We start from the raw sequence: 22,943 nt of genomic DNA on the forward strand, positions 1-22,943 counted from the left end.
GCTGAGGTGTCCCTCCGCATGACGTACGCGATGTGCCGTACGAACAGAGGGCTGTCGGGTCGGAGCCGATCGGGCCACCGACCGGGCATCCTCATACATGCGGCCCGTCGAACACATCCGAGTACGTCAGAGTGCTCAGCAGGCGCATTACCACCATACCCCGGATTCGCGCACACGCCATGGCCGATTTGGTCACGTAGTCGTCGTCACACTGATCGGCCAGGACCTTCCGGGGCAGGCCGAGCGGGCTATTGTGCGCTGCATGACGAGCTCTGACAGCCCTGACAACGCCGCGGAAACCCCCGAGACCCCTGCCGCGCAGACCGGCGTCGCCGCCATGGACTGGGCGGCCGCCTCCGCCGACCCCCAGTACCGTGCCGCTGTCGTGGATCTGCTCGGCGCGCTCGCCTACGGGGAGCTGGCGGCGTTCGAGCGGCTCGCGGAGGACGCCAAGCTGGCGCCCACGATGGCGGACAAGGCGGAGCTGGCGAAGATGGCCTCGGCCGAGTTCCACCACTTCGAGCGGCTGCGGGACCGGCTGGCCGAGATCGGCGAGGAGCCGACGCAGGCCATGGAGCCGTTCGTGTCCGCCTACGACGGCTTCCACAAGCAGACGGCGCCGTCCGACTGGCTGGAGGGCCTGGTCAAGGCGTACGTGGGCGACTCCATCGCGAGCGACTTCTACCGCGAGGTCGCGGCGCACCTCGACTCCGACACCCGCGCGCTGGTCCTGGCCGTCCTGGACGACACGGGGCACGGCGGCTTCGCCGTGGAGAAGGTGCGCGCGGCCATCGAGGCCGACCCGCGCGTCGGCGGCCGGCTCGCCCTGTGGGCGCGCCGCCTGATGGGCGAGGCCCTCTCCCAGTCCCAGCGGGTGGTCGCCGACCGCGACGCGCTGTCGACGATGCTCGTGGGCGGCGTCGCGGACGGCTTCGACCTGGCGGAGGTGGGCCGCATGTTCTCCCGCATCACGGAGGCACACACGAAGCGGATGGCGGCCCTGGGCCTGGCCGCCTGACGGCAGTCTGCCGCACGGCCGCCTCGGCCGGACGGCCTCTGGGGAGGCAGCACGGGCACGCCCGACGACGGTGGCGTCGGCGGGGCGGCCGGGACGGACGGCCGTCCGGGGGCAGCCGGACGCAGGGGTCTGAGTGACCGGCTGGAGCGGTCCGGCCGTTTGCGGGTCGGCAAGGACGGACGGCCGTCCCTGGGGGCAGCCGGACCCAGGGACCTCGGTGGCCGGCCGGAACGGTTCGACCGTCCGACGGGCCGGTGGGCGGCCGGCGGTTGCCGGCGGCCGAGACGGCCGGGGTCGTGTGACCTAGGCGGCCGGCCCGGGCAGGACGGCCGCGCGGCGTGGTGGCTGCGGGCGGCGGTTGGTCGCCTGCGGCGGCAAGGGGGGAGCGGCCGGGGCCGTGGTGGCCCGCGGTGCTCAGCCGTAGAGGTGGACGAACGCCCCGTGGGGCGGTCAGGCCGTGGCCGAGTGGTGGAGTCTGCCCGCCGGGCGCAGCAGCAAGGAGAGGGAGGCGATCGAGACGATCGCCGCACCCAGCAGCATCGTCAGCAGGTTGCCCGCGTCCAGCGCGGTGTTCATGACGAAGGCGCCGAACAGCGCCCCGGCCACACCGGTCGCCAGCACGAGGGCGCGCCGGGGAAGCCGGTGGGACAGGCGGTGGTGCGCCCCCCAGGCCAGGGCCAGGCCGAGAATCGCGGAGCTGATCGCTTCCAGAAGCATGTCGGGGTCCCTCCCACACGGCCGGCCTGCTCGTCCATGTCTTGGTCCTGTCCCGGTTTACCCCTGACCTGCGGAATCCAATCCTCCCCACAGGGACTCCCGTGTAGGCCGTCCGGGGGTTTCCGAGGGGCACGCCCCGGACACGGAGACCGCACACGGAGACCGGACACGGAGAGGGGCCCGGCGGTGAGAACCGCCGGGCCCCTCTCGTACGCGTACCGCTCTCGGCCCGCCCTACAGCGCGCCGAAGCCCACCTTGCGCGGGGCCGGCTCGCCGATCTCCACGTAGGCGAGACGGTCGGCCGGGACCAGGATCTTGCGGCCGTGCTCGTCCACGAGGCTCAGCAGCTGCGACTTCCCGGCCAGCGCCTCGCCCACCACGCGCTCGACCTCCTCGGCGCTCTGACCGCTCTCCAGAACGATCTCGCGGGGCGCGTGCTGCACGCCGATCTTGACCTCCACGGCTATGTCCCTCCGACGGTCAGTGAAGTGCGCGACCTTCCGCGCCGTACCTGCACACATTAGCCCGGTGAGGGGATGTGCACGCTTCGCCCGGCCACGCCAACAGCGAACAGCCGGCGGGAACAAACGACCGCTGGCCCCGCCGTCAGTGCTGCTGATCGGTGCCGTGCAGCGGGAACCCGGCGATACCCCGCCACGCCAGCGAGGCCAGCAGCTGCACCGCCTGGTCGCGCGGCACGCTGCGGTCGCTGTGCAGCCAGGACCGCGCCACCACCTGGGCGAGCCCGCCGAGCCCCGACGCCAGCAGCATCGACTCCGCGCGCGACAGGCCGGTGTCCTCGGCGATGACGTCGCAGATGGCCTCCGCGCAGTCGTTGGTGACCTTGTCGACGCGCTCGCGCACGGCGGGCTCGTTCGTCAGGTCCGACTCGAAGACCAGGCGGAAGGCGCCGCCGTCGTCCTCGACGTACGCGAAATAGGCGTCCATGGTCGCCCGCACGCGCTGCTTGTTGTCCGAGGTCGACGCCAGCGCGTGCCGCACCGACTGGATCAGCGCCTCGCAGTGCTGGTCCAGCAGCGCCAGGTACAGGTCGAGCTTGCCGGGGAAGTGCTGGTACAGCACCGGCTTGCTGACCCCCGCGCGCTCGGCGATGTCGTCCATCGCCGCCGCGTGGTAACCCTGCGCGACGAAGACCTCCTGGGCGGCGCCCAGCAACTGGTTCCGCCGGGCACGGCGCGGAAGGCGTGTACCCCTCGGGCGTACCGCGTCCGTCTGCTCGATGGCTGTCACGCCGCCTCCCATTGTCGTCCACATGCGGGATCAGCCGCGTCGCCATCGTACTTTTCGGTAATCCTGATGTGCGCGGTGCACGTGCAGAATTTCACGGACCGGACAGCGGAAGAAGCAGCACGGACGGTTTCAGAAGCTGTCAGAGCGGGCAAAAATCGTCCCCTTCCGAACGGCTGACGTCCCGGTCGGCGCATTCCTCACCGGTAGTCGTCCTCGTCGAGCGAGACGACGCGCGCCTGTTCCACCAGGTCCGCCTCGTTCGCGCGGCCGGGGTCGACCTCCTCCAGCGGGTCGTCCTGCTCCGGCCGCACCTCCGTCTGCTGCTCGGCCGCGTCGACCTCCGGCGCCTCGACGTCGTACTCCAGGCCCTCCTGCACGTCCTCGTCCTCCTCGAACGTCTCGGGGTCGGTCGGATCTACGGCCATCGCTGGGCTCCCTTCCTGGTCACGCCCCTGAGGCATGCAGGGGCCACGTACGGGTGCCCTCGGTACGAGCCTAGGAGACACCCGATTTCGGCGCCATGCGATCCACGGCCGGAGCGTGACGCGGACGCGCGCCCGGCGCCAGGGACGTGAGGGAGGAGGGAAGGAGTGCGACGGCGGCGCACGGGGGCGTGCGGCATTCTTGTGATGCCGAACACGTGAACCACGGTGTGATCGTCTCGTAACATTGCCGCATGTCTTCGACCGAGCTGCCGTCCGTGCCGCCGACCAGCGTGCTGCCCGAGCCGGCTGCGGTCAGGGTGGCCGAGGGTGAGCGGCTGAGGTCGGTGCGGGTGCCCGGCGCCACGCTCACGGTCAGATTCCGGCCGCCGGCCCGCGACGGACTGCCGCCCGCCTTCCACGTCCACGGGCTCGGCGGCTCGTCACTCAACTGGTCGCCCCTGATGGCCCTGCTGGACGACGTCGTCCACAGCGAGGCCGTGGACCTCCCCGGGTTCGGCGACTCCCCGCCCCCGGACGACGGCGACTACTCGATCACCGCGCACGCCCGCGCGGTGATCCGCTGTCTGGAGGCATCCGGCCGCGGACCGGTCCACCTCTTCGGCAACTCCCTCGGCGGCGCGGTCGTCACCAGGGTCGCCGCCGTGCGCCCCGACCTGGTCCGCACCCTCACGCTCGTCTCCCCGGCCCTGCCGGAACTGCGCGTGCAGCGCACCGCCGTCCCCACCGGACTGCTGGCCGTGCCCGGCGTCGCACCTCTGTTCACCCGCCTCACCCGTGAGTGGACCGCCGAACAGCGCGTCCGCGGCGTCCTGAACCTCTGCTACGGCGACCCCTCACAGGTGACGCCGGAAGGTTTCCGGCACGCCGTGCAGGAGATGGAGCGGCGGCAGCGGCTGCCGTACTTCTGGGACGCGATGGCGCGCTCCGCGCGGGGGCTCGTCAGCGCCTACATGCTCGGTGGCCAGCACGGACTGTGGCGTCAGGCCGAGCGGGTGCTCGCACCGACCCTGCTCGTCTACGGCGGCCGCGACCAGCTCGTCGGCTTCCGCATGGCCCAGCGCGCCGCCCGCGCCTTCCGGGGCTCCCGGCTCGTGACACTCCCGGACGCGGGTCACGTGGCGATGATGGAGTATCCCGAAACCGTGGCGTCGGCGTTCCGTGAACTCCTGAGGCATGCGACGGACCCCGCGGCCGAGGGCGGTACTGTGCAGCCGGACGCACAGGGCGATCCGGGTCCGTCCGCCGACACCGGCGGCCCGACCGCCACGACCGAGACGACGAGGGGCTGAGGCGCGACGTGGGACGCCACAGCCGTCGCGGGCCCGCCCCCAAGGGCGACACCGCGGACACCACCGCCGCCGCACGGGGTGTGCGCGACGCGCCCGAGGCGCGGTACGACGACCGCTGGGACGCAGGCCAGGGCGCGGCGCGGCCACAGCGGCAGACGCAGGACACTCCGCCGTACGGCACGCCTCCGCACGGCACCCCGGTGCACGGGTACGGGGCGCCGGGCGCACCGTCCGTGCCGGACGGCCGGCAGCGGAACGGGACCCCGGCGCGCGGTGTCCCCCGGTACGGCGACGGAACCCCTCCGCGCGGTGTCCCGCAGTACGGCGAGGGGACTCCGGCACACGGCTTCCCGCGCTACGGGAACGGAACTCCCGCGCAGGGCGCACCTCGCCCCGGCGACGGGACTCCCGCACACGGTGTCCCCGGATTCGGGGACCGAACCCCTCCGAACGGCGTCCCGCGTTACGCGGACGGCACTCCCGCGCACGGCACCCCCCGGGTCCGGGGCGGGCACCCCGAGCAGCCGGACGACGGGGGCGGCTGGGGGACCCTGCACGGACGTTCCGCCGCCGGCGCCGGGCACGGCGCGCCGGCCGCCGGGCGGGGCGTGCCCCTGCCGAGGCAGCGGCAGGCGCCCGTGGAGGGACCGCGCCGGGACTACGTGGAGGCGTTCGACGAGAGCGACGACCTCTTCACCCCGCGCAAGCCCGTGACCCGCCGCCCTGCGGACCCCTACGCCACCGTCACCGACTGGGACAGCGTCCCGGCCACCGGCGTCCCCTCGGACACCGGCACCGGCGTCGTCGACGACGAGCCGCCGACGGGCGTCCCCGCGCAGACCAGGGGCGGCAAGGGGCGTGCGTTCACCGGCATGGCGGCAGCCGCCGTCACCACCGTGCTGGCCGTCGTCGTCGCCGGGCAGGTCGCCGACGGGCCCGACAGCCCGAGCGTCCAGTCGCAGTCCGCCGGCGAGCAGGCGCGCGACGTGCGCGACTCCACCTCGCGCGGGGACGACCGGGCGACGCCCGGGGCGCCCACGGCGAAGCCGCTCACGTACGAGCAGCAGATGGACCGGAAGTTCCCGCCGGCCGCCACGCGCGCCGGCACGGGCAAGTTCTACGCCGTCAAGGGGATCGACAGGGCGCCCGGCAAGGGACGGAAGATCACGTACCGGGTGGACGTGGAGCGCGGGCTCGACCTGGACGGCGCGCTGTTCGCCGAGGCCGTGCACCGGACGCTCAACGACAGACGGAGCTGGGCGCACGACGGCCTCACCTTCGAGCGGATCGAGTCCGGCGACGCCGAGTTCGTGATCACCCTGGCCAGCCCCGAGACGACCGCCGACTGGTGCGCCAAGTCGGGCCTGGACACCACCGAGGACAACGTCTCCTGCGACTCCGCGGCCACCGAGCGGGTGCTGATCAACGCCTACCGCTGGGCGCAGGGCGCCGAGACGTACGGCGACAAGATGTTCGCCTACCGCCAGATGCTGATCAACCACGAGATCGGCCACCGCCTCGGCCACAACCACGTCACCTGTGACAAGGACGGCGACCTGGCCCCGGTGATGCAGCAGCAGACCAAGTTCCTCGAGTACGGCGGGATCAGCTGCCGGCCCAACCCCTGGCCCTACCCGAAGGGCTAGACCGCCCGATCCCCCGGCGCGCAGGCCGCAGCACGGCGAACGCGATCCGCGCGGGAAAGTTACGCCCGTTCACCCCTTTTGGTGGCGTGATGGACAACCGTCCATCACGCCACCGTCCCGTCCGCATACGTTCGTCCCGCTGCGAGCCGCCGGGCCAACGGCGGCTCCCGACGGGAGAACGGGGGTGCACACGTGCGCATCGGACTGCTTACGGAGGGTGGTTATCCGTATGTGGGCGGTGAGGGCGGGGTGTGGTGCGACCGCCTGGTGCGCGGGCTCGACCGACACGAGTTCGACGTCTACGCGTTCAGCAACGGCCAGGCCCAGGAGGACGCGGGCTGGGTCGAGCTGCCGCCCCAGGTCGCGCGGGTGCGCACGGCGCCGCTGTGGGCCGCCGAGGAGGACGGGGCGGTCCACGGCCGTCGCGCACGCCGGCGTTTCACCGAGCACTACGGCGAACTGGCCGCCGCGCTCTGCACCGCCGCGGAGCCCGGCGCCGCCGAGAAGCCCGGCGCCGCCGAGGCGGACCGTTTCGCCAGCGCCCTCCACGGGCTCGCCGAGCTCGCCCGTGACGAGGGCGGACTGGTCGCCGCGCTGCGCTCCGAGCAGGCCGTGCGCGCCCTGGAACACGCCTGTCGCGCGCCCGGAGCTCGCCGCACCGCGCGCGAGGCCCGCGTCCCTGATCTGCTGACCGTCGCCGGCCAACTGGAGCGCGCCCTGCGCCCCCTCTCGCTCGACTGGTACGAGGAGGACGGCCTCGGCGCCGTGGACCTCTGCCACGCCGCGTCCGGCGGCGTCGCCGCGCTCCCGGGCCTGCTCGCCCGCCACTTCTTCGGCGTCCCGCTCCTGGTCACCGAGTACGGCGTGCGCCTGCGCACGCACTACCTCACGCGCCCCGACGCCTCGCCCGCCGCACGGACCCTGCTCGCCGCCTTCCACGGCCTGCTGACCGCCGAGACCTACCGCACCGCCTCCTACCTCGTCCCCGGCAACGCCCATGCCCGCCGCTGGCAGGAGCGCTGCGGCGCCGACCGGGCCAAGCTGCGCACCATCTACCCGGGCCTCGACGCCGCGCCCTTCGCGCGCGTCGGCGAGGACCGGCCGGGGGACCGGGAGACGCGCGAGGAGCGGGAGAAGCGGGACAAGCGGGACAAGCGGGGGAAGCGGGAGCGCACCGACCCGCACACCCTCGTCTGGATCGGCCGGGTGGAGCCCGCCAAGGACCTGGTCTCCCTGCTGCACGCCTTCGCGGAGGTCCGCGCGGCCGAGCCCGGGACCCGGCTGCGCATCGTCGGCCGCACCTCAGCACCGGAGGGCGAGGCCTACCTCGGCCACTGCAGGGCCCTGGCCGCACAGCTCTTCCCGGACGAGGCCGACGGCCCGCACGCCGTCGGGCGGAACCCGGTGTCCTTCGAGGAACTCGGCGGCCCCGGCGCGGAGACCACCGCCGACGTCCACGCCGGCGCGACCGTCACCGTGCTCTCCAGCGTCGTCGAGGGGTTCCCGGCCGGGTTGATCGAGGCGATGTTCTGCGGACGCGCGACGGTCTCCACGGACGTCGGCGCGGTCGTCGAGGTGATCGGCGGCACCGGTCTCGTCGTACCGCCGCGCAATCCGCGGGCGCTCGCCGAGGCGTGCCTCTCGCTGCTGCGCGACCCCGAGCGCCGTGCACGCCTCGGAGCGGCTGCGCGCGCCCGGGCGCTGGAACTGTTCAGCGTCGAGCAGAACGTCGCGGCGTTCCACGGCCTCTACCTCGAGACCGTCGCCCGGACCCCCGTACGCCGGCCCGTCCTCGACGGCGCCGGAGACATGCAGCCCTTCGCCGCGCCCGCCGAGGCCCATGTCCCGGGCCACTGGACCGAACCCACCCCCCGCGCCGTCCCCACCTGGGCCGTGGAGACGCCGGAACCCGTCACGGAGACCGTCCGATGACCGACCTGAGCGAACTCGACCGCGGTGCCGCCCCCGGCGCGGCCGACCCGGTCAAGGTGCTGCTGCACCGCCACCGCGAGCTGTGCGAACGCGCCGTGGACCCCCTGGAGATCGCGGCGGGCCTGGAGGCCCACGGCATCACCGACCGGACCGCCGCCCGCTTCCGCCACCGCGACGTCTTCTCCCTCGCGGAGGAGCTCTACGCCCGCGTCCCGCGCGACGCCGACACAGCGACCGACGGCTCCGCCGCACCGGACGCCCCGACCCGCGAGGGAGGCGGCCGCCGGTCCGTCACCGTGCTCCTGCTCCCGCTGCTGCCCGGCGCGCTGTGCGCCGCCTCGCTGATCGCCCTGACCCGCACCCACGGCCAGAACCGCCTGTACGCGGCGGCCGCCGGCGTGCTCGCCGTCGCCCTCGCCCTGCGCGCCGCGCTGCGCCGTGGACCGCTGGCCCTCCCCGACCAATTCGCCTCCCGGTCGACCACCGGCTCCTGGACCTGCTGGCTGCTCGCCTACGCCGTGCTGGGCGACGGCCTGCTGCGCACCGCGATCGCCGGCGGCCCCGACGGACTGCCCGACGGCACCGCGGGCGGCGACTGGCCCCTGTCCCTCGCGCCGCTCCTGGCCCTCACGCTCGCCGTCGCGCCCGCCACCTGGACGGCCGGTCTCTTCCTCACCCATGCGCGCCGCAAGCTCGCCACCAGCCGCGGTCTGGAGGACTTCGCCGCCTCGGTCCGGCCCGTGCTGCTGGGCGCCGTCGCCCTGTTCCTGGGAACGGTGGCCGCGCTCGTCGCCCTGTGCGCGCCGTTCCTCGACACGGAGCCCGTCTCCCCGGCGGTCCTCGCCCTGGCCGCCCTCCTCTTCGTCGCCCGCCTGCTCACCGTGCACGGGTTCACCCACGCCCCGCGCGTCATCCTCGTGCTCACCGCGGCCGCCCTGGTGCTCGCGCCCGCCACCGTCTTCGCGGCCCGGCTGCCCGGCTGCGGCGCCCTGGGCGCACCGGTGGAGGCCCTCACCGCCGCCTGGGGCCCCACCGGCGTACCCGTCCTGACCTGCGGGGCGGGCGCCCTGACCCTGCTCGTGCACGCCTCCCGCACCCTCACCCGCGCCTCGGCACATCTGCGGCCGGAGCGGGCGCGATGACCGGCCGCGACCGCCGTGCGGCCCGGACGGCCGCGGCCCCGGAACACCCGACCCCCTTGAAGGAGAACCTCGCATGACCTGCCGTCCCGTCACCGACCGCCGCGAAGGAGCCGACCGATGAGGGTCCTGCTGATCGGAGCCAACGGCTACATCGGCCGCTTCGTCGCCGACCGCCTGCTCGCCGACCCCGCCGTCCAGCTCACCGCCCTCGGCCGTGGTGACGACGCCGACGTCCGCTTCGACCTCGCCACCGGCAGCCCCGGCGCCCTCACCCGCTTCCTCGACGCGGTCCACCCCGGCGTCGTCGTCAACTGCGCCGGCGCCACCCGGGGCGGCGCCCGCGAGCTCACCCGGCACAACACGGTCGCCGTCGCCACCATCTGCGAGGCGCTGCGCCGCAGCGGCTGCGGGGCGCGGCTCGTGCAGATCGGCTGCGGGTCCGAGTACGGGCCCAGCCAGCCGGGCTCCTCCACCGCCGAGGACGCCGTCCCCCGCCCCGGCGGCCCGTACGGCGTCAGCAAGCTCGCCGCCACCGAACTGGTCCTCGGCTCCGGACTGGACGCCGTGGTGCTGCGGGTCTTCTCGCCCGTCGGACCCGGCACCCCCGCCGGCTCCCCGCTCGGCCGGCTCGCCGAGGCGATGCGCCGCGCCATGCAGTCCGGCGACGGCGAACTGAAGCTCGGCGGGCTCGGCGCCCAGCGCGACTTCATCGACGTCCGCGACGTGGCCCGCGCCGTGCACGCCGCCTCGCTCTCCGCCGCACAGGGCGTCATCAACATCGGCTCCGGCCGCGCCGTCCGCCTCCGGGACGCCGCCGGGATCCTCGCCCGGGTGGCCGGCTACGGCGGCGCCCTCAACGAGCTCGACGGACTGCCCCATCCCGGCCCCGTCCACGCTGCCCACACCGCCCACGCGACCCATCTGCGGGCGACCATCGGACATCCGCGCGCCGAGTCGGACCACCACCCCACCGCGGTCTCACCCGCCGCGTTCCCGTACCCCGACGGGTGCGGGGCCTGGCAGCAGGCCGACGTGCGCACCGCCCGCGACCGCCTCGGCTGGCGCCCCCGCATCAACCTCGAGGAGTCGCTGGCGGACATCTGGATGGAGGCGGCATGCCGTATCTGACCCGCACCAGACGGGGCCCCACCGCCACCGGCCTCGGCACCGGTCTCGGCGTCCCGGGGGTCGCCCACCCGCTCCTCGCCCCCGACGAGTGGAACCGGCTGGGCCGCCCCGGCACGCCCCTGCACTGGGTGGTGCTCAACGTGGCCGACGGCCCCGGCGTCCAGCCCGACCCGCACTGCCTGGAGGCGGCGGGCCGGCTGCGCAACGCGGGCGTCCGCGTCCTCGGGCACATCGACACCGCCTACGGGCTGCGCGGATTCGGGGAGATCATCTCCGACGCGCACCGCTTCCTCGACTGGTACCGGGTCGACGGCTTCCTCCTGGACCGCTGCCCCGCCGGCCGCGAGGACCTGCCCGAGGTGCGGCGCACCGTCGCCACCCTCCGGGTGATCCACGAGGAGGCCCACGTCGTCCTCGGGCACGGCATCCATCCGCACCCCGGTTACGCCGAACACGCCGACCAGCTCGTCACCTTCTCCGGCTCCTGGAGCGACTACCGCTGGTCCCAGGTGGCCGAGTGGACCGCCGACCATCCGCCCGAGCGGTTCTGCCACTTCGTGCACGGCGTGCCCCGGCCGCACCTGGAGGAGGCGCTGCGCATCGCCCGCTGGCAGGGTGCCGACACCATCTGGTTCACCGACCACTCGGACCGTGTCTCCGGCCGCGCGGGACCGGCGGATCCGTGGGGGCCGCTGCCCGGCTACTGGGACGACATCGTCTCGCGTGTCGGAACGGGTGTCTCGGAATGAAAAAGGGCATGGCAGTGTTAAGCGGAGAACAACCGTAGTGATTGACCGATCAACGGAGTCCCCGTGTCGCTGCCACCCCTGGTCGAGCCGGCCCCCGAGCTCACCGTAGACGAGGTCCGCAGGTACTCCCGCCACCTGATCATCCCCGACGTGGGCATGGACGGGCAGAAGCGGCTGAAGAACGCCAAGGTGCTCTTTGTGGGCGCCGGCGGCCTGGGTTCGCCGGGTCTGATGTACATGGCCGCGGCGGGCGTGGGCACGCTCGGCATCGTGGAGTTCGACGAGGTCGACGAGTCGAACCTGCAGCGCCAGATCATCCACAGCCAGTCCGACATCGGCCGCCCCAAGGCCGAGTCCGCGCGTGACACGATCAAGGGCATCAACCCCTACGTGAACGTGGTCCTGCACGAGGAGCGGCTCGAGGCCGACAACGTGATGGACCTGTTCAGCCAGTACGACCTGATCGTCGACGGCACGGACAACTTCGCGACCCGCTACCTGGTCAACGACGCCTGCGTGCTGCTGAACAAGCCGTACGTCTGGGGTTCCATCTACCGCTTCGACGGCCAGGCCTCCGTCTTCTGGTCCGAGCACGGACCCTGCTACCGCTGCCTCTACCCGGAGCCCCCGCCGCCCGGCATGGTCCCCTCCTGCGCCGAGGGCGGCGTCCTGGGCGTGCTCTGCGCGTCCATCGGCTCCATCCAGGCCAACGAGGCCATCAAGCTGCTGGCCGGCATCGGCGAGCCCCTCGTCGGCCGGCTGATGATCTACGACGCCCTGGAGATGCAGTACCGCCAGGTCAAGGTCCGCAAGGACCCGGACTGCGCGATCTGCGGCGAGAACCCGACCGTCACCGAGCTCATCGACTACGAGGCCTTCTGCGGCGTCGTGTCCGAGGAGGCCCAGGCGGCGGCCGCGGACTCCACGATCACTCCCAAGCAGCTCAAGGAGTGGATCGACGACGGCGAGAACATCGAGCTCATCGACGTCCGCGAGCCGAACGAGTTCGAGATCGTCTCCATCCCGGGCGCCCGGCTGATCCCCAAGAACGAGTTCCTCATGGGCAACGCCCTGGAGAGCCTCCCGCAGGACAAGAAGATCGTCTTGAACTGCAAGACGGGTGTCCGCAGTGCGGAAGTCCTCGCGGTCCTGAAGTCCGCGGGCTTCTCCGACGCCGTCCACGTCGGCGGCGGCGTCATCGGCTGGGTCAACCAGATCGAGCCCGAGAAGCCGGTCTACTAGGCCGCACCGGTCGGAGAGGTCCACCGGACCGCGCCGGCCGTCACCGGGTCCTCGCCGGGGGCTCCGGGCACCACCTCGGGTGCCTGGAGCCCCCGACGCCGTTACGAGCAGACCTTGCCGTCCTTCGGCACCGTGCCGTCCAGCAGGTAGGCGTTCACCGTCGAGTCGACGCAGTCGCTGCCGCTGCCGTAGGCGCCATGGCCCTCGCCCTTCCAGGTCAGCACCACCCCCACGCCCTCGCCCAGCTCGTCCGCCATGCGCCGCGCCCCCTCGTACGGGGTGGCCGGGTCGCCGGTGTTGCCCACGACCAGGATCGGCTCCGCGCCCGGCGCGCTCACCTCCGGCGTCTCGAACTGGCCCGGCACCGGCCAGTCGTGGCACCAGCCCGCCGTGTCCCAGCCCAGGAACGGACCGAAGACGGGGGAGAGCTCCTCGAACTCGGGCAGCAGCTTCTTGGTCTCCTCGACCGTCGGCCGCTGCTTGTCGTCCAGGCACGATATGACCCGCTGGGCGTGGGTCGTGGTGCCGTAGCCGCCCGATGCGTCCCGCTCGTTGTACCCGTCCGCGAGGGCCAGCAGCTCCGTGCCGTCCCCGTCCTGGGCCGCCTCCAGCGCGCTGGTCAGCGCCGGCCAGCTGGACTCGCTGTACAGCGGCAGCACGATGCCGATGATCGCCAGCGACTGCGTCAGCTCCCGGCCGGAGGAGGACGTCGGCAGGGGCTCGGCGTCGATCCGGTCCAGCAGGTCCGCGATCTCCCGCGAGCCCTCCTCCGGGTCGCGTCCGGTGGACCGCAGGTAGTTGTCGAGGGCGGTCTGGAAGCCGCGGGTCTGGTTCTTGGCGTGGCCGATCGCGTCGGCCGTCGGGTCGACCACCGCGTCCAGCGTCATCCGGCCGACCTTGTCGGGGAAGAGGTGGGCGTAGACCCCGCCGAGCTCGGTGCCGTAGGAGATGCCGAAGTAGTGCATCCGGTCGTCGCCGAGGGCCTGCCGGATGCGGTCCATGTCACGGGCGGTGTCGGTGGTCGAGACGTGCGCCATCAGCTTCCCGGCGGCCTTCTGGCAGCCCTTGCCGAAGTCGGCCGCGTCCTTCAGGAAGACCCGCTCCTCCGCCGGGGTGTCCGGAGTCCAGTCCACGGAGGACTCGGCGGCCTCGATGGCCTTGTCGTCGCGGCAGCGGACGCCGCCGCTCGCGCCCGTGCCGCGCGGGTCCCAGCTCACCAGGTCGTACCGCTCGCGCAGGTCGGCGGCCATGTCGGCGTAGGCGGGCAGGGTGGAGACGCCCGAGCCGCCCGGCCCGCCGAAGTTGAACAGCAGGGAGCCGATGCGGTCGTCGCCCGTCGCCTCGGCCCGGATGAGGGCCAGGCCGATCGTTCCGCCGTCCGGCTTCGACCAGTCCAGCGGCACCTCGAGGGTGGCGCACTGCCACTCTTCGCCGGGCGCCGGCCCGTCCTCGGTCGCCTCGCAGCGCCCCCAGTCGAGTGCGCTGTCGCCGCCCCCCTTGTCGTCCCTGCCGGAGTCGTCCTTCGGCGGTCCGCCCCCGCTGCAGCCGGCGGTCAGCAGTGCGGCGGCGGCCGTCAGGGCCGCCCACCGTGTGAACCGGGTCATCTGCCACATCCCCCCTCGTGGGCCGTCCGCGTCGTGCGGCGGACGGCTGTCCCGACATCGTAGGCAGGTCCCGCGTCGGCCGGGGAGGCCTGTGGAAAACCCTCTGAACTGGGCTTTCGTCGAGCCTGTCCCGCCGTGCCCCGCCGTGCCCCGCCGTGACCGCCGCTGTCGCACGGCCCGGCGGGTCAGGGGCAGACCGTTCCGGCCTCGGGCACCTTGCCGTCCAGCAGATAGCCGTGGACCGCGTTCCGCACGCAGCGGTCCTCGCTGTGGTAGGCGCCGTGCCCCTGCCCGTTGTACGTGAGCTCCACGCCGACCCCCTCACCGAGCGCCCTCGCCATGCTGCGCGCCCCCTCGTAGGGGGTGGCCGGGTCGCCGGTGTTGCCGATCACCAGGATCGGGGCCGCGCCCGGAGCGCTGACGTCCGGATGGTCCGCGGCGCCGGGCACCGCCCAGTCGGTGCAGGTGATCATGCCCCAGGCCATGAAGTCCCCGAAGAGCGCAGACGCCTTCCGGAACTCAGGCAGCAGCCGCTCCACGTCGGCCGGGGTGTACCGGGGTTCGGCGTCGGCGCAGTTGATGGCGACGTTGGCGGGTACCAGGTTGCTGTACTCGCCGTTCTCGCCGCGTCCGTTCATCGAGTCGGCCAGCGCCATCAGGATCGTGCCGTCGCCGTCGTACGCCTGCTCGAGGCCGTCGGTGAGGAACGCCCAGAAGTCCTTGGAGTACAGGGCCTGCGCGATCCCGCTCGTCGCCATCGTCTCGGTGAGCCGGCGGGGGAAGAGCCCGGGGATGGGCCGGCGGTCCAGGTCCCGCAGCAGCGTGGCGATGCGGTCCCGCACGACCTGGACGCTGTCGCCGACGGGGCACTCCTCGACCTGGGAGACGCAGTCCTCGGCGTAGTTGTCGAGGGCGCGCTGGAATCCCCGCGCCTGTCCGAGCGAGGCCTGCTCCGGGTTCCGCGCCGGGTCGACGACCGCGTCGAACACCGCGCGGCCCACCGTGTCGGGGAAGAGGTGGGCGTAGACGCCGCCGAGTTCGGTGCCGTAGGAGATGCCGAAGTAGTACAGCCTGTCGTCGCCAAGGACCTGGCGCATCAGGTCGAGGTCGCGGGCCGCGTCGGTGGTGCGCACGTGCGGCAGGATCCGCCCGGAGTTGTCCTCGCAGGCCGCGTTGAAGTCCTTGGTGCTGTCCAGCAGTTCCGTGCGCTCGGCGCTGTCGTCGGGTGTGCCGTCCTGCTGGAAGTGCTCATCGAGCTCCTGGTCGTCCTCGCAGGTCACGGGCGCGCTGCGGCCGACCCCGCGCGGGTCGAAGCTCACCAGGTCGTACCGGGTGCGCAGGGTGGCGTATTCCTGGCCGAACGCGGGGAGCGTGGTCACGCCGGAGCCGCCGGGGCCGCCGAAGTTGAAGATCAGCGAGCCGATCCGTTCGCTCTCCGGGCCGCTCGACCGGACGCGGATCAACGCGAGGTCGATGGTGTCGCCGTCCGGGTCGTCCCAGTCCAGCGGCGCCTTCAGCGTCGCGCACTCCCACCGGCCCCGGGCGCCCGGAAGCGGCGAGGGCGACGCACCGCCGCCCTGGGCCTCGTCCGGTGCGGGGCAGGCTTTCCAGGCCGGCTTCTGCCGCGTCAGGTCCTGGGCCGGGTCGTCCCCCTCGGCGCAGCCCGCCAGCAGCGCGGGCAGCAGGAGGGCACAGGCGGTCAGGGCGGCGGCGCGCGGCCGGAAGGGGCGGGACATGTCCCCATCCTGCGGTCGCCCGCGGCGGTGCGCGCGGGACACGGGCCGTCCGAGGGAGGACCGGGCCGGCCGCGTCTCAGCCGGTCACAGGGCCGCTTTGCGGGTGAGGTGGTTGAAGGCGAGCCAGCCCGGCAGCACGGGCAGCCACAGGGTCAGCAGTCGGAAGAGCAGCACGGCGGGCGCGGCGACCTCGCTGGGCAGGCCGACCGCGATCAGACCGACGGTGAGGGTGGCCTCCACGGCGCCCACACCGCCCGGCGTCGGCGCGGCGGAGCCCAGGGCGTTGCCCGCGAGGAAGACGACGGCGACGCTGGCGATGCTGACCGAGGTCGACTCGTCGCCGAACGCCCGGACCGAGGCGTCCAGGCACATCACGAAGCAGGCGGTCAGCAGCAGCATGCCGCCGATGCCGGTGATCAGCTTCTGCGGCCGCTGCAGCACGTCGAGCATGCGCGGCACGACGCCCGCGAACAGCGACCGCACGCGCGTGACGACGAACTTCCGCAGGAACGGCACCGAGGTCACCACGAGCACCAGCACCGCGACCGTCAGCAGACCGCCGATGACCGTGCGGGACGGCGACAGCGAGGGCGTCTTCTCGGTACCGGTCAGATAGCCGAACGCCAGCAGCATCAGGATGTGACAGCCGAGTCCGAACAGCTGCGATGCGCCGACGCTCGCCACCGCGAGCCCCGGACGCACTCCCGCGCGCTGGAGGAAGCGGGTGTTCAGCGCGACACCGCCGACCGCGGCCGGGGCGACGATCTTCACGAAGGAGCCGGCGACCTGGGCCGCCACGGTGCGCAGGAAGGGCACCCGCTCCGGCACGAACCCGAGCAGCGCCATCGCGGCCGCCACATAGCTCAGCGCCGAGAACAGCATCGCCGCGGCCACCCAGCCCCACTCCGCGTTGGAGATGAGCGGGCCGAACTCGATGTGGGTGAGCTGCGTCAGCAGGAAGTACGCGCCGATCGCGCCCGCGATGAGGCTGATCAGCGTGCGCGGACGCACCCGCTCCAGGCGGGCCGGCTCGACCGGGGCCTGCGGCCTGATCCGCAGCACCTCGTGCCGGATCTGGCTGAGCAGATCCTCCTCGCGCGCCTCCTCGATGGCCTCGTCGATGGCGCGTTTCTCGGCCCGCTGCTCCGCCCGTACGGCCTTCTTGCCGGCCTTGTCGAGGACGGCGGGGCGGGAGTCGTCGGCGTCGTGCGCGCGGGCCGGACGGGAATGGCGGGAGGCCTCCAGGACCGCCTCGCGTTCCCGCTCGGCGCGCTCCCGGGCGAGTCTGCGCAGCGTCGCGCGCGTGGAGCGGCTCAGCGCGATGGGCTGGAGCATCGGCAGACAGTCCGCCACGGCGTCGGGGCCGAGGACGCTCAGCGCGGAGGCCACCGCGCGTTCGGCGCCCACCCGCAGCCCCAGCGTCACCAGCAGCTGGGAGACGTCCATGCGCAGCAGCAGGTCGCCGGCCGCGATCTCCCCGCCGCGCAGGTCGGTGAGGATCACCGTGCCGGAACGATCCACCAGGATGGCGTCGCCCACCAGCCTGCGGTGCGCGATGCGGCGGGACTGCAGCGCCTTCACCTGGTGCCAGGTGTCGCGCAGCAGGTCGTCGGTGATCTCCTCGTCGGCCAGTGAGTCCAGCGTGTGTCCGCCGGTGTGCTCGTAGACGAGCATCACCGCGTCGGGGCCGAGCTCCGACGTGGCGATCAGCTTGGGCGCGTTGGCGCCGGCCGCGATGGCGGCGTAGGCCAGCAGGGCCTCCTGCTCCAGCGCCTGGCGCAGCGACTGCAGGCTCCTGCGGGTGGCGAAGCCGCGCAGCGCCAGATTGCGCCACGCCCGGTAGAAGAAGCCCTGAGCCTGCTGCTCGCGGTCGACCACGGTGACGTCGAGGGGCGGGCCGTCCTCCAGGGTGACGAAGTAGCGGCGCCCCCGGTCTCCGCTCTCGGCGGCGTCGGCAGCCTCCTCGCGGGAGGCGGTCACGGGGCGGAAGCCGACCGTCCGGAGCCCCGCCATCAGGGTGCGGCCGGTGGGCCGGACGTTGGGCGAGCCGACCGCGTAGAGCGTGCCGTAGGCGACGGTCCAGCCGATCAGCACGGTGAGGATGATCGAGAACGGGGTGGTGTACCCGGTGACCAGCATCGAGAAGGCGTCGAGCAGCAGCACCACCCACAGCACCGCGCGCCACCGTGGTCTGCGGGACATGCCGACGGCGGTCATGTACGCGATGACGGGTGCGAGATAGCCGTGCACCGGGTCGGTGAGGGCATGGATGTCGCCGGGGGAGGGCTGGGTGAGCGCGTCCTGGATCGAGTCGGGGGCGGCCCGCGCGACCCACAGGTCGGTGGCGAGGGTCACCCCGTGCGCCAGCACGGCGGCGAGCACACCGTCGGCGATCCGCAGCCCGTCCCGTTTGATCAGACGTTCGATCGCGAAGGCGACCGGGACCAGCAGGATGGCGATGCTGGACGCCAGGCCCGCGATCTTGATGAGCAGGTCGGGCGCCTGCCCGGTGCCCTTGTTGATGTCCTGTTCGAGTCCCGAGGTGGTGCCGTGGGCGAACGCGGCGATCGCCAGGAGCACCACGACCGCGAGCACGCCGCCCACCAGCCGCATGAGGTCGGACGGGCGGTGCACCCGCGCAGGGAGCAGCGGTTCGTCGCCCTCGACCTCGTCGATGTGCGCGACGTCCCGGTGCGCGCCGTCCGGCTCTTCGGCGGTGTCCGGGCGCGACGAGGCGTCAGGGGTGCCCTCCGTGTCCTCGGGGTGCGCACCCTGCTGCTTCATCGTCTCTTCTCGATCTCGTATCACCGGTCACCGCCCGCACGATGGTGGCATGCCGTACCGCCACAAGGGGGCATCAGGGTCCACAAGCGGGGCGGCACAGTCTGCCCGAAGCGGTGCTCCGGGGCGAGTCGCCCGCCCGTGTCCGCGGAGGCGCCGCGTTGTCGGTGGGGTGGGGCAGGATGGTCCGGATGAGCCAGGAGAGTCTTCCGTCCGACGGCGGCCCGGAGCACCCGGACGCCCTGCCCGCGTACGCCGAGCGGGTACTGGAGGTGGCCGAGCTGATCCCGCCGGGGCGCGTCATGACGTACGGGGACGTGGCCGAGTGGCTGGAGGAGGGCGGGCCCCGGCAGGTGGGGCGCGTGATGGCGCTCTACGGCGGGGCCGTCCCCTGGTGGCGCGTGGTGCGCGCGGACGGCGTGCTGCTGCCCGGCCACGAGCTGCGGGCCCTCGGTCACTACCGCGCGGAGGGCACACCGCTGCGGGAGGCGGGCCGGGCGACGGAGGGCCATGTGCCACGCCTCGACATGAGACGCGCGCGGTGGGACGGCGGCGCGGACACCGGTGGTCACACCTGACAGCTTCCGCCATCCTCGCCGCCGCCGTGTGACGTGTGATCCTTCAGGGGGACATGAGGCACATCCACGGCATGACGTACGTTCGTGAGTCGAGGGACGCGGGTGCCCGGAGTGACGGGAGGGAAGAAGCGGAAACCCTGCTTCCGCTCCGGTCCCCGGCGTAGCGTCGGCTGCGCGTGCCCCCCTCACCCCCCGACCACCGCCCCGCACACGCGGCGCAGCGCCCCACAGCACACCCACCAGGACCGGCGAACCACGTGAGCTCCTCTTCCTCCATCAGCGGCCTGTCGCACCCCCCGGTGCGCCGGGGGAGCCGTGGCGCCTACCGACTGGTGCGTACCCCGCCGGCCCGCATGGATCCCCCTCCCCTGGACGCCGCCCAGCGCCCCGTGGTTGAGCACGGCTCCGGGCCGCTGCTCGTCCTCGCCGGTCCGGGCACCGGCAAGACCACCACGCTCGTCGAGTCCGTGGCCGCCCGCATTGCCCGCGGCGGCGACCCCGAACGCATCCTGGTACTCACCTTCAGCCGCAAGGCCGCCGTCGAACTGCGCGACCGCATGGCGCTGCGCATCGGCGCCGCCCGCGCCCCGCAGGCGACCACCTTCCACAGCTTCTGCTACGCCCTGGTCCGGGCCCATCAGGACAGCGACCTGTTCGTGGAGCCGCTGCGGCTGCTCTCCGGACCCGAGCAGGACGTCACCGTGCGCGAGTTGCTCGCCGGGCAGGTGGACCTGGAACGGCTCGGGCTGTCCCACGTGCGCTGGCCGGACGACCTGCGCGCCTGTCTGACCACCCGCGGCTTCGCCGACGAGGTCCGCGCCGTGCTGGCCCGCAGCCGCGAGCTCGGGCTCGATCCCGACGCCCTGGACGCCTTCGCCCGCCGCATCGGCCGCCCCGACTGGCGCGCCGCCTCCGCCTTCCTCGCCGAGTACCTCGACGTCCTCGACCTCCAGGGCGTCATCGACTACGCCGAACTCGTCCACCGCGCGGTGCTCCTCGCCCGGCGGCCCGAGACCGCAGGGCAGCTCGCCGGCCGCTACGACGCCGTCTACGTCGACGAGTACCAGGACACCGACCCCGCCCAGGTGCGGCTGCTGCACGCCCTGGCGTCCGGCGGCCGCACCCTCGTCGCCTTCGGCGATCCCGACCAGTCGATCTACGCGTTCCGGGGCGCCGACGTCGGCGGCATCCTGGAATTCCCGCACGCCTTCCCGCGCGCGGACGGCCGCCCCGCCCCCGTCCAGGTGCTGCGCACCTCCCGGCGCTCCGGCGCCGCGCTCCTCGAGGCCACCCGGCGGATCACCCGGCGCATGCCGCTGCCCCGGCTGCCCGCCGAGAAGGTCCGCCTGCACCGCGAGCCGGCGCCCGTGCGCGAGGGCGGCCGGGTGGAGGTGTACACCTACCCGACGGCCGGCACCGAGCTGGACAACATCGCCGACATCCTGCGCCGCGCCCACCTGGAGGACGGCGTCCCCTGGAACGACATGGCGGTCCTGGTTCGCGCGGGCGCCCGCACCCTGCCGACGGTCCGCCGCGCCCTCACGTCAGCGGGCGTGCCCGTCGACGTCGACGGCGACGACCTGCCGCTGAGGCACGAGCCGGCCGTCGCCCCGCTGCTGACCGCGCTGCGCGCGGTGGCGAGGGCGGAGGAGGAGCGGCGGCCGGGGGCCGTGGACGCCGAGGGTGCGCAGGGCACGGGAGACGCGGCGGGTGCCGGTTCGGGCGGGGCGGGCGAGGGCTCTGGCGAGGTTGGCCCCGGTTCCGGCGACGACGCGTCCTGCTGGCTCGACACCGAGACCGCCCTCACCCTGCTCACCTCCCCCCTCGCCGGCATGGACGCCGCCGACCTCCGGCGGCTCGGGCGCGCGCTGCGCGAGGAGGAGCGGGCGGCCGGCAACCCGCTGCCGCCGCCCTCGGACGAGCTGCTCGCCCGCGCGCTGGCCGAGCCGGAGCGGCTCGCCGTGCACGACCCCGTCTACGCGCGCGGCGCGCAACGGCTCGGCGCCCTGCTGCGCCGGGCCCGCGCGTGCCTGGCCGGCGGCGGCACGGCCGAGGAGGCCCTCTGGGAGCTGTGGGACGGCACCCCCTGGCCGCAGCGCCTGGAACGCGCCGCCCGCCGCGGCGGCGCCGCCGGCCGCAACGCCGACCGCGACCTCGACGCCGTGTGCGCGCTGTTCGCCACCGCCGCCCGCGCGGAGGAACGCACCGGAGGCCGGGGCGCCCTCAACTTCCTCGAGGAGATCGAGGCCGAGGACATCGCCGCCGACACCCTCACCCGCCGCGCCGCACGCCCCGACGCCGTACGCCTGATGACCGCGCACCGCTCCAAGGGCCTGGAGTGGGGCCTCGTCGTCGTGGCCGGCGTCCAGGAGGGCCTGTGGCCCGACCTGCGCCGCCGCGGCTCCCTGCTGGAGGCCGACCGCATCGGCCGCGACGGACTCGCCGAGCCGCTCACCCCCGGCGCGCTGCTCGCCGAGGAGCGCCGGCTGTTCTACGTCGCCGCCACGCGCGCGCGTGACCGCCTCGTGGTGACGGCCGTGAAGGCGCCGTCCGACGACGGCGACCAGCCGTCCCGCTTCCTCACCGAGCTCGGCGTCGAGCCCAGGGACGTGACCGGACGCCCGCGCCGCCCGCTGTCCGTCGCCGCTCTCGTCGCCGAACTGCGCGCCACCACGGTCGACCCCCGTGTTTCCGACGCCTTGCGCGAGGCCGCCGCCCGCCGGCTGGCCCGGCTCGCCGCGCTCGCCGACGAGGACGGCCGCCCCCTGGTGCCGTCCGCGCACCCCTACCGCTGGTGGGGCATGTACGAACCGACGCACAGCAAGGTGCCGCTGCGCGACCGCGACCAGCCCGTGGTGCTCTCCGGCAGCGCCCTCGACCAGCTCGCCAACACCTGCGCCCTCCAGTGGTTCCTGGGCCGTGAGGTGAAGGCCGACGCGCCCGCCACCGCCGCCCAGGGCTTCGGCAACGTCGTCCACGTCCTCGCCGACGAGGTCGCCTCCGGGCACACCCCCGCCGACCTCGACGTCCTCATGGAACGCCTCGACTCCGTGTGGAACGCCCTCGCCTTCGACGCGCCCTGGAAGTCGGCGCAGGAGAAGGAGAACGCGCGCGTGGCGCTCGAACGCTTCCTGAAGTGGCACGTCATGGACCGCACCGGACGCACCCCGGTCGCCAGCGAGCACGACTTCGACGTCACCCTGGAGTCCGGCGACTACCAGGTCCGCATCCGGGGCCAGATGGACCGCGTCGAGGCCGACGGCGAGGGCCGCGCCTACGTCGTCGACTTCAAGACCGGCAAGCAGGCGCCCAGCTCGAAGGAGGTGGAACGCCACCCCCAGCTCGCCGTGTACCAGCTCGCCGTCCGCGAGGGCGCCGTCGACGGGGTCTTCGACGGGGTGCGCCCCGAGCCGGGCGGCGCCGAGCTCGTCCAGCTGCGGCAGGGCGCCGCCAAGCGGGACGGCGGCGAGACCCTGCCCAAGGTGCAGGCGCAGGAGCCGCTGGAGGGGGAGTGGGTCGGCGACCTGCTGGCCACCGCCGCCGGCAAGGTCCTCGACGAACGCTTCACCCCGACCACGGGCCAGCACTGCGCGCACTGCGCGTTCCGGGCGTCGTGCAGCGCCCGCCCCGAGGGCCGCCACATCGTCGAGTGAAGCGCGTCAGGCGCGCGTGACATATCGCAC

The 22,943-nt window shown here is 73.7% G+C and carries 17 protein-coding genes; 10 read left to right on the forward strand and 7 right to left on the reverse strand.

The annotated features are described in order from the left end of the window. The first annotated feature begins 262 nt into the window (after positions 1–262). Positions 263–1,018, forward strand: coding sequence for a ferritin-like fold-containing protein (locus ACP7TJ_RS21875; RefSeq protein WP_093767043.1), 756 nt, complete (start codon positions 263–265; stop codon positions 1,016–1,018). 450 nt (positions 1,019–1,468) lie between these two features. Here the strand turns inward: ACP7TJ_RS21875 and ACP7TJ_RS21880 are convergent, their stop codons facing one another. The 4 genes from ACP7TJ_RS21880 to ACP7TJ_RS21895 form a co-directional block, all read right to left on the reverse strand. Further along, on the reverse strand, positions 1,469–1,735 hold the full coding sequence (locus ACP7TJ_RS21880; protein ID WP_427764776.1) for a hypothetical protein: 267 nt from the start codon (positions 1,733–1,735) through the stop codon (positions 1,469–1,471). Between the two features lie 234 nt (positions 1,736–1,969). Further along, on the reverse strand, positions 1,970–2,197 hold the full coding sequence (locus tag ACP7TJ_RS21885) for a DUF3107 domain-containing protein (RefSeq protein ID WP_048455740.1): 228 nt from the start codon (positions 2,195–2,197) through the stop codon (positions 1,970–1,972). A gap of 145 nt (positions 2,198–2,342) precedes the next feature. Beyond that, the gene (locus ACP7TJ_RS21890; RefSeq protein WP_093767044.1) at positions 2,343–2,987 is read right to left on the reverse strand and encodes a TetR/AcrR family transcriptional regulator; all 645 of its coding nucleotides are present in this window, start codon (positions 2,985–2,987) and stop codon (positions 2,343–2,345) included. A 197-nt stretch (positions 2,988–3,184) separates the two neighbouring features. Beyond that, positions 3,185–3,412 (reverse strand): hypothetical protein, encoded by a 228-nt coding sequence (locus ACP7TJ_RS21895; protein ID WP_093766924.1) that lies wholly within the window; start codon positions 3,410–3,412, stop codon positions 3,185–3,187. 251 nt (positions 3,413–3,663) lie between these two features. Between ACP7TJ_RS21895 and ACP7TJ_RS21900 the strand changes: the two genes are divergently transcribed. The 7 genes from ACP7TJ_RS21900 to moeZ all read left to right on the forward strand — a co-directional run bounded on the left by ACP7TJ_RS21900 (position 3,664) and on the right by moeZ (position 12,561). After that, entirely contained in the window at positions 3,664–4,722 is a 1,059-nt protein-coding gene (locus ACP7TJ_RS21900) for an alpha/beta fold hydrolase (protein WP_093766925.1), read from the forward strand. Positions 4,723–4,730: 8 nt separating this feature from the next. Then, positions 4,731–6,368: a DUF3152 domain-containing protein gene (locus ACP7TJ_RS21905; RefSeq protein ID WP_427764781.1), complete on the forward strand. Its 1,638-nt coding sequence runs from the start codon at positions 4,731–4,733 to the stop codon at positions 6,366–6,368. A gap of 192 nt (positions 6,369–6,560) precedes the next feature. Continuing rightward, complete coding sequence (locus tag ACP7TJ_RS21910) at positions 6,561–8,300, forward strand: DUF3492 domain-containing protein (protein WP_427764784.1); 1,740 nt, start codon at positions 6,561–6,563, stop codon at positions 8,298–8,300. Next, a complete protein-coding gene (locus ACP7TJ_RS21915) occupies positions 8,297–9,442 on the forward strand; it encodes a hypothetical protein (protein ID WP_427764787.1) in 1,146 nt (381 codons plus the stop codon). The genes ACP7TJ_RS21910 and ACP7TJ_RS21915 overlap by 4 nt, the downstream gene beginning before the upstream one ends. Before the next feature lie 117 nt (positions 9,443–9,559). Then, on the forward strand, positions 9,560–10,570 hold the full coding sequence (locus ACP7TJ_RS21920) for an NAD-dependent epimerase/dehydratase (RefSeq protein ID WP_427764790.1): 1,011 nt from the start codon (positions 9,560–9,562) through the stop codon (positions 10,568–10,570). Beyond that, complete coding sequence (locus tag ACP7TJ_RS21925; RefSeq protein WP_189912512.1) at positions 10,558–11,319, forward strand: spherulation-specific family 4 protein; 762 nt, start codon at positions 10,558–10,560, stop codon at positions 11,317–11,319. Before ACP7TJ_RS21920 ends, ACP7TJ_RS21925 begins: the two co-directional genes overlap by 13 nt. A gap of 63 nt (positions 11,320–11,382) precedes the next feature. Then, positions 11,383–12,561: an adenylyltransferase/sulfurtransferase MoeZ gene (gene moeZ / locus ACP7TJ_RS21930; protein WP_093766931.1), complete on the forward strand. Its 1,179-nt coding sequence runs from the start codon at positions 11,383–11,385 to the stop codon at positions 12,559–12,561. Between the two features lie 101 nt (positions 12,562–12,662). Here moeZ and ACP7TJ_RS21935 read toward each other — a convergent pair whose 3' ends face one another. The 3 genes from ACP7TJ_RS21935 to ACP7TJ_RS21945 form a co-directional block, all read right to left on the reverse strand. Next, positions 12,663–14,165: an alpha/beta hydrolase gene (locus tag ACP7TJ_RS21935; RefSeq protein WP_390922037.1), complete on the reverse strand. Its 1,503-nt coding sequence runs from the start codon at positions 14,163–14,165 to the stop codon at positions 12,663–12,665. Positions 14,166–14,350: 185 nt separating this feature from the next. Continuing rightward, positions 14,351–15,901, reverse strand: coding sequence for an alpha/beta hydrolase (locus ACP7TJ_RS21940; RefSeq protein WP_427764795.1), 1,551 nt, complete (start codon positions 15,899–15,901; stop codon positions 14,351–14,353). Between the two features lie 84 nt (positions 15,902–15,985). After that, positions 15,986–18,685: a lysylphosphatidylglycerol synthase transmembrane domain-containing protein gene (locus ACP7TJ_RS21945; RefSeq protein WP_093766933.1), complete on the reverse strand. Its 2,700-nt coding sequence runs from the start codon at positions 18,683–18,685 to the stop codon at positions 15,986–15,988. Positions 18,686–18,873: 188 nt separating this feature from the next. Between ACP7TJ_RS21945 and ACP7TJ_RS21950 the strand changes: the two genes are divergently transcribed. Together ACP7TJ_RS21950 and ACP7TJ_RS21955 are read left to right on the forward strand one after the other, a co-directional pair. Continuing rightward, positions 18,874–19,260, forward strand: coding sequence for an MGMT family protein (locus tag ACP7TJ_RS21950; RefSeq protein WP_189912504.1), 387 nt, complete (start codon positions 18,874–18,876; stop codon positions 19,258–19,260). Positions 19,261–19,517: 257 nt separating this feature from the next. Continuing rightward, the gene (locus tag ACP7TJ_RS21955) at positions 19,518–22,913 is read left to right on the forward strand and encodes an ATP-dependent helicase (protein ID WP_425935681.1); all 3,396 of its coding nucleotides are present in this window, start codon (positions 19,518–19,520) and stop codon (positions 22,911–22,913) included. Positions 22,914–22,943: the final 30 nt, after the last annotated feature.

The organism is Streptomyces sp. DSM 41931 (assembly GCF_050271085.1).
Lineage (GTDB): Bacteria > Actinomycetota > Actinomycetes > Streptomycetales > Streptomycetaceae > Streptomyces > Streptomyces albogriseolus.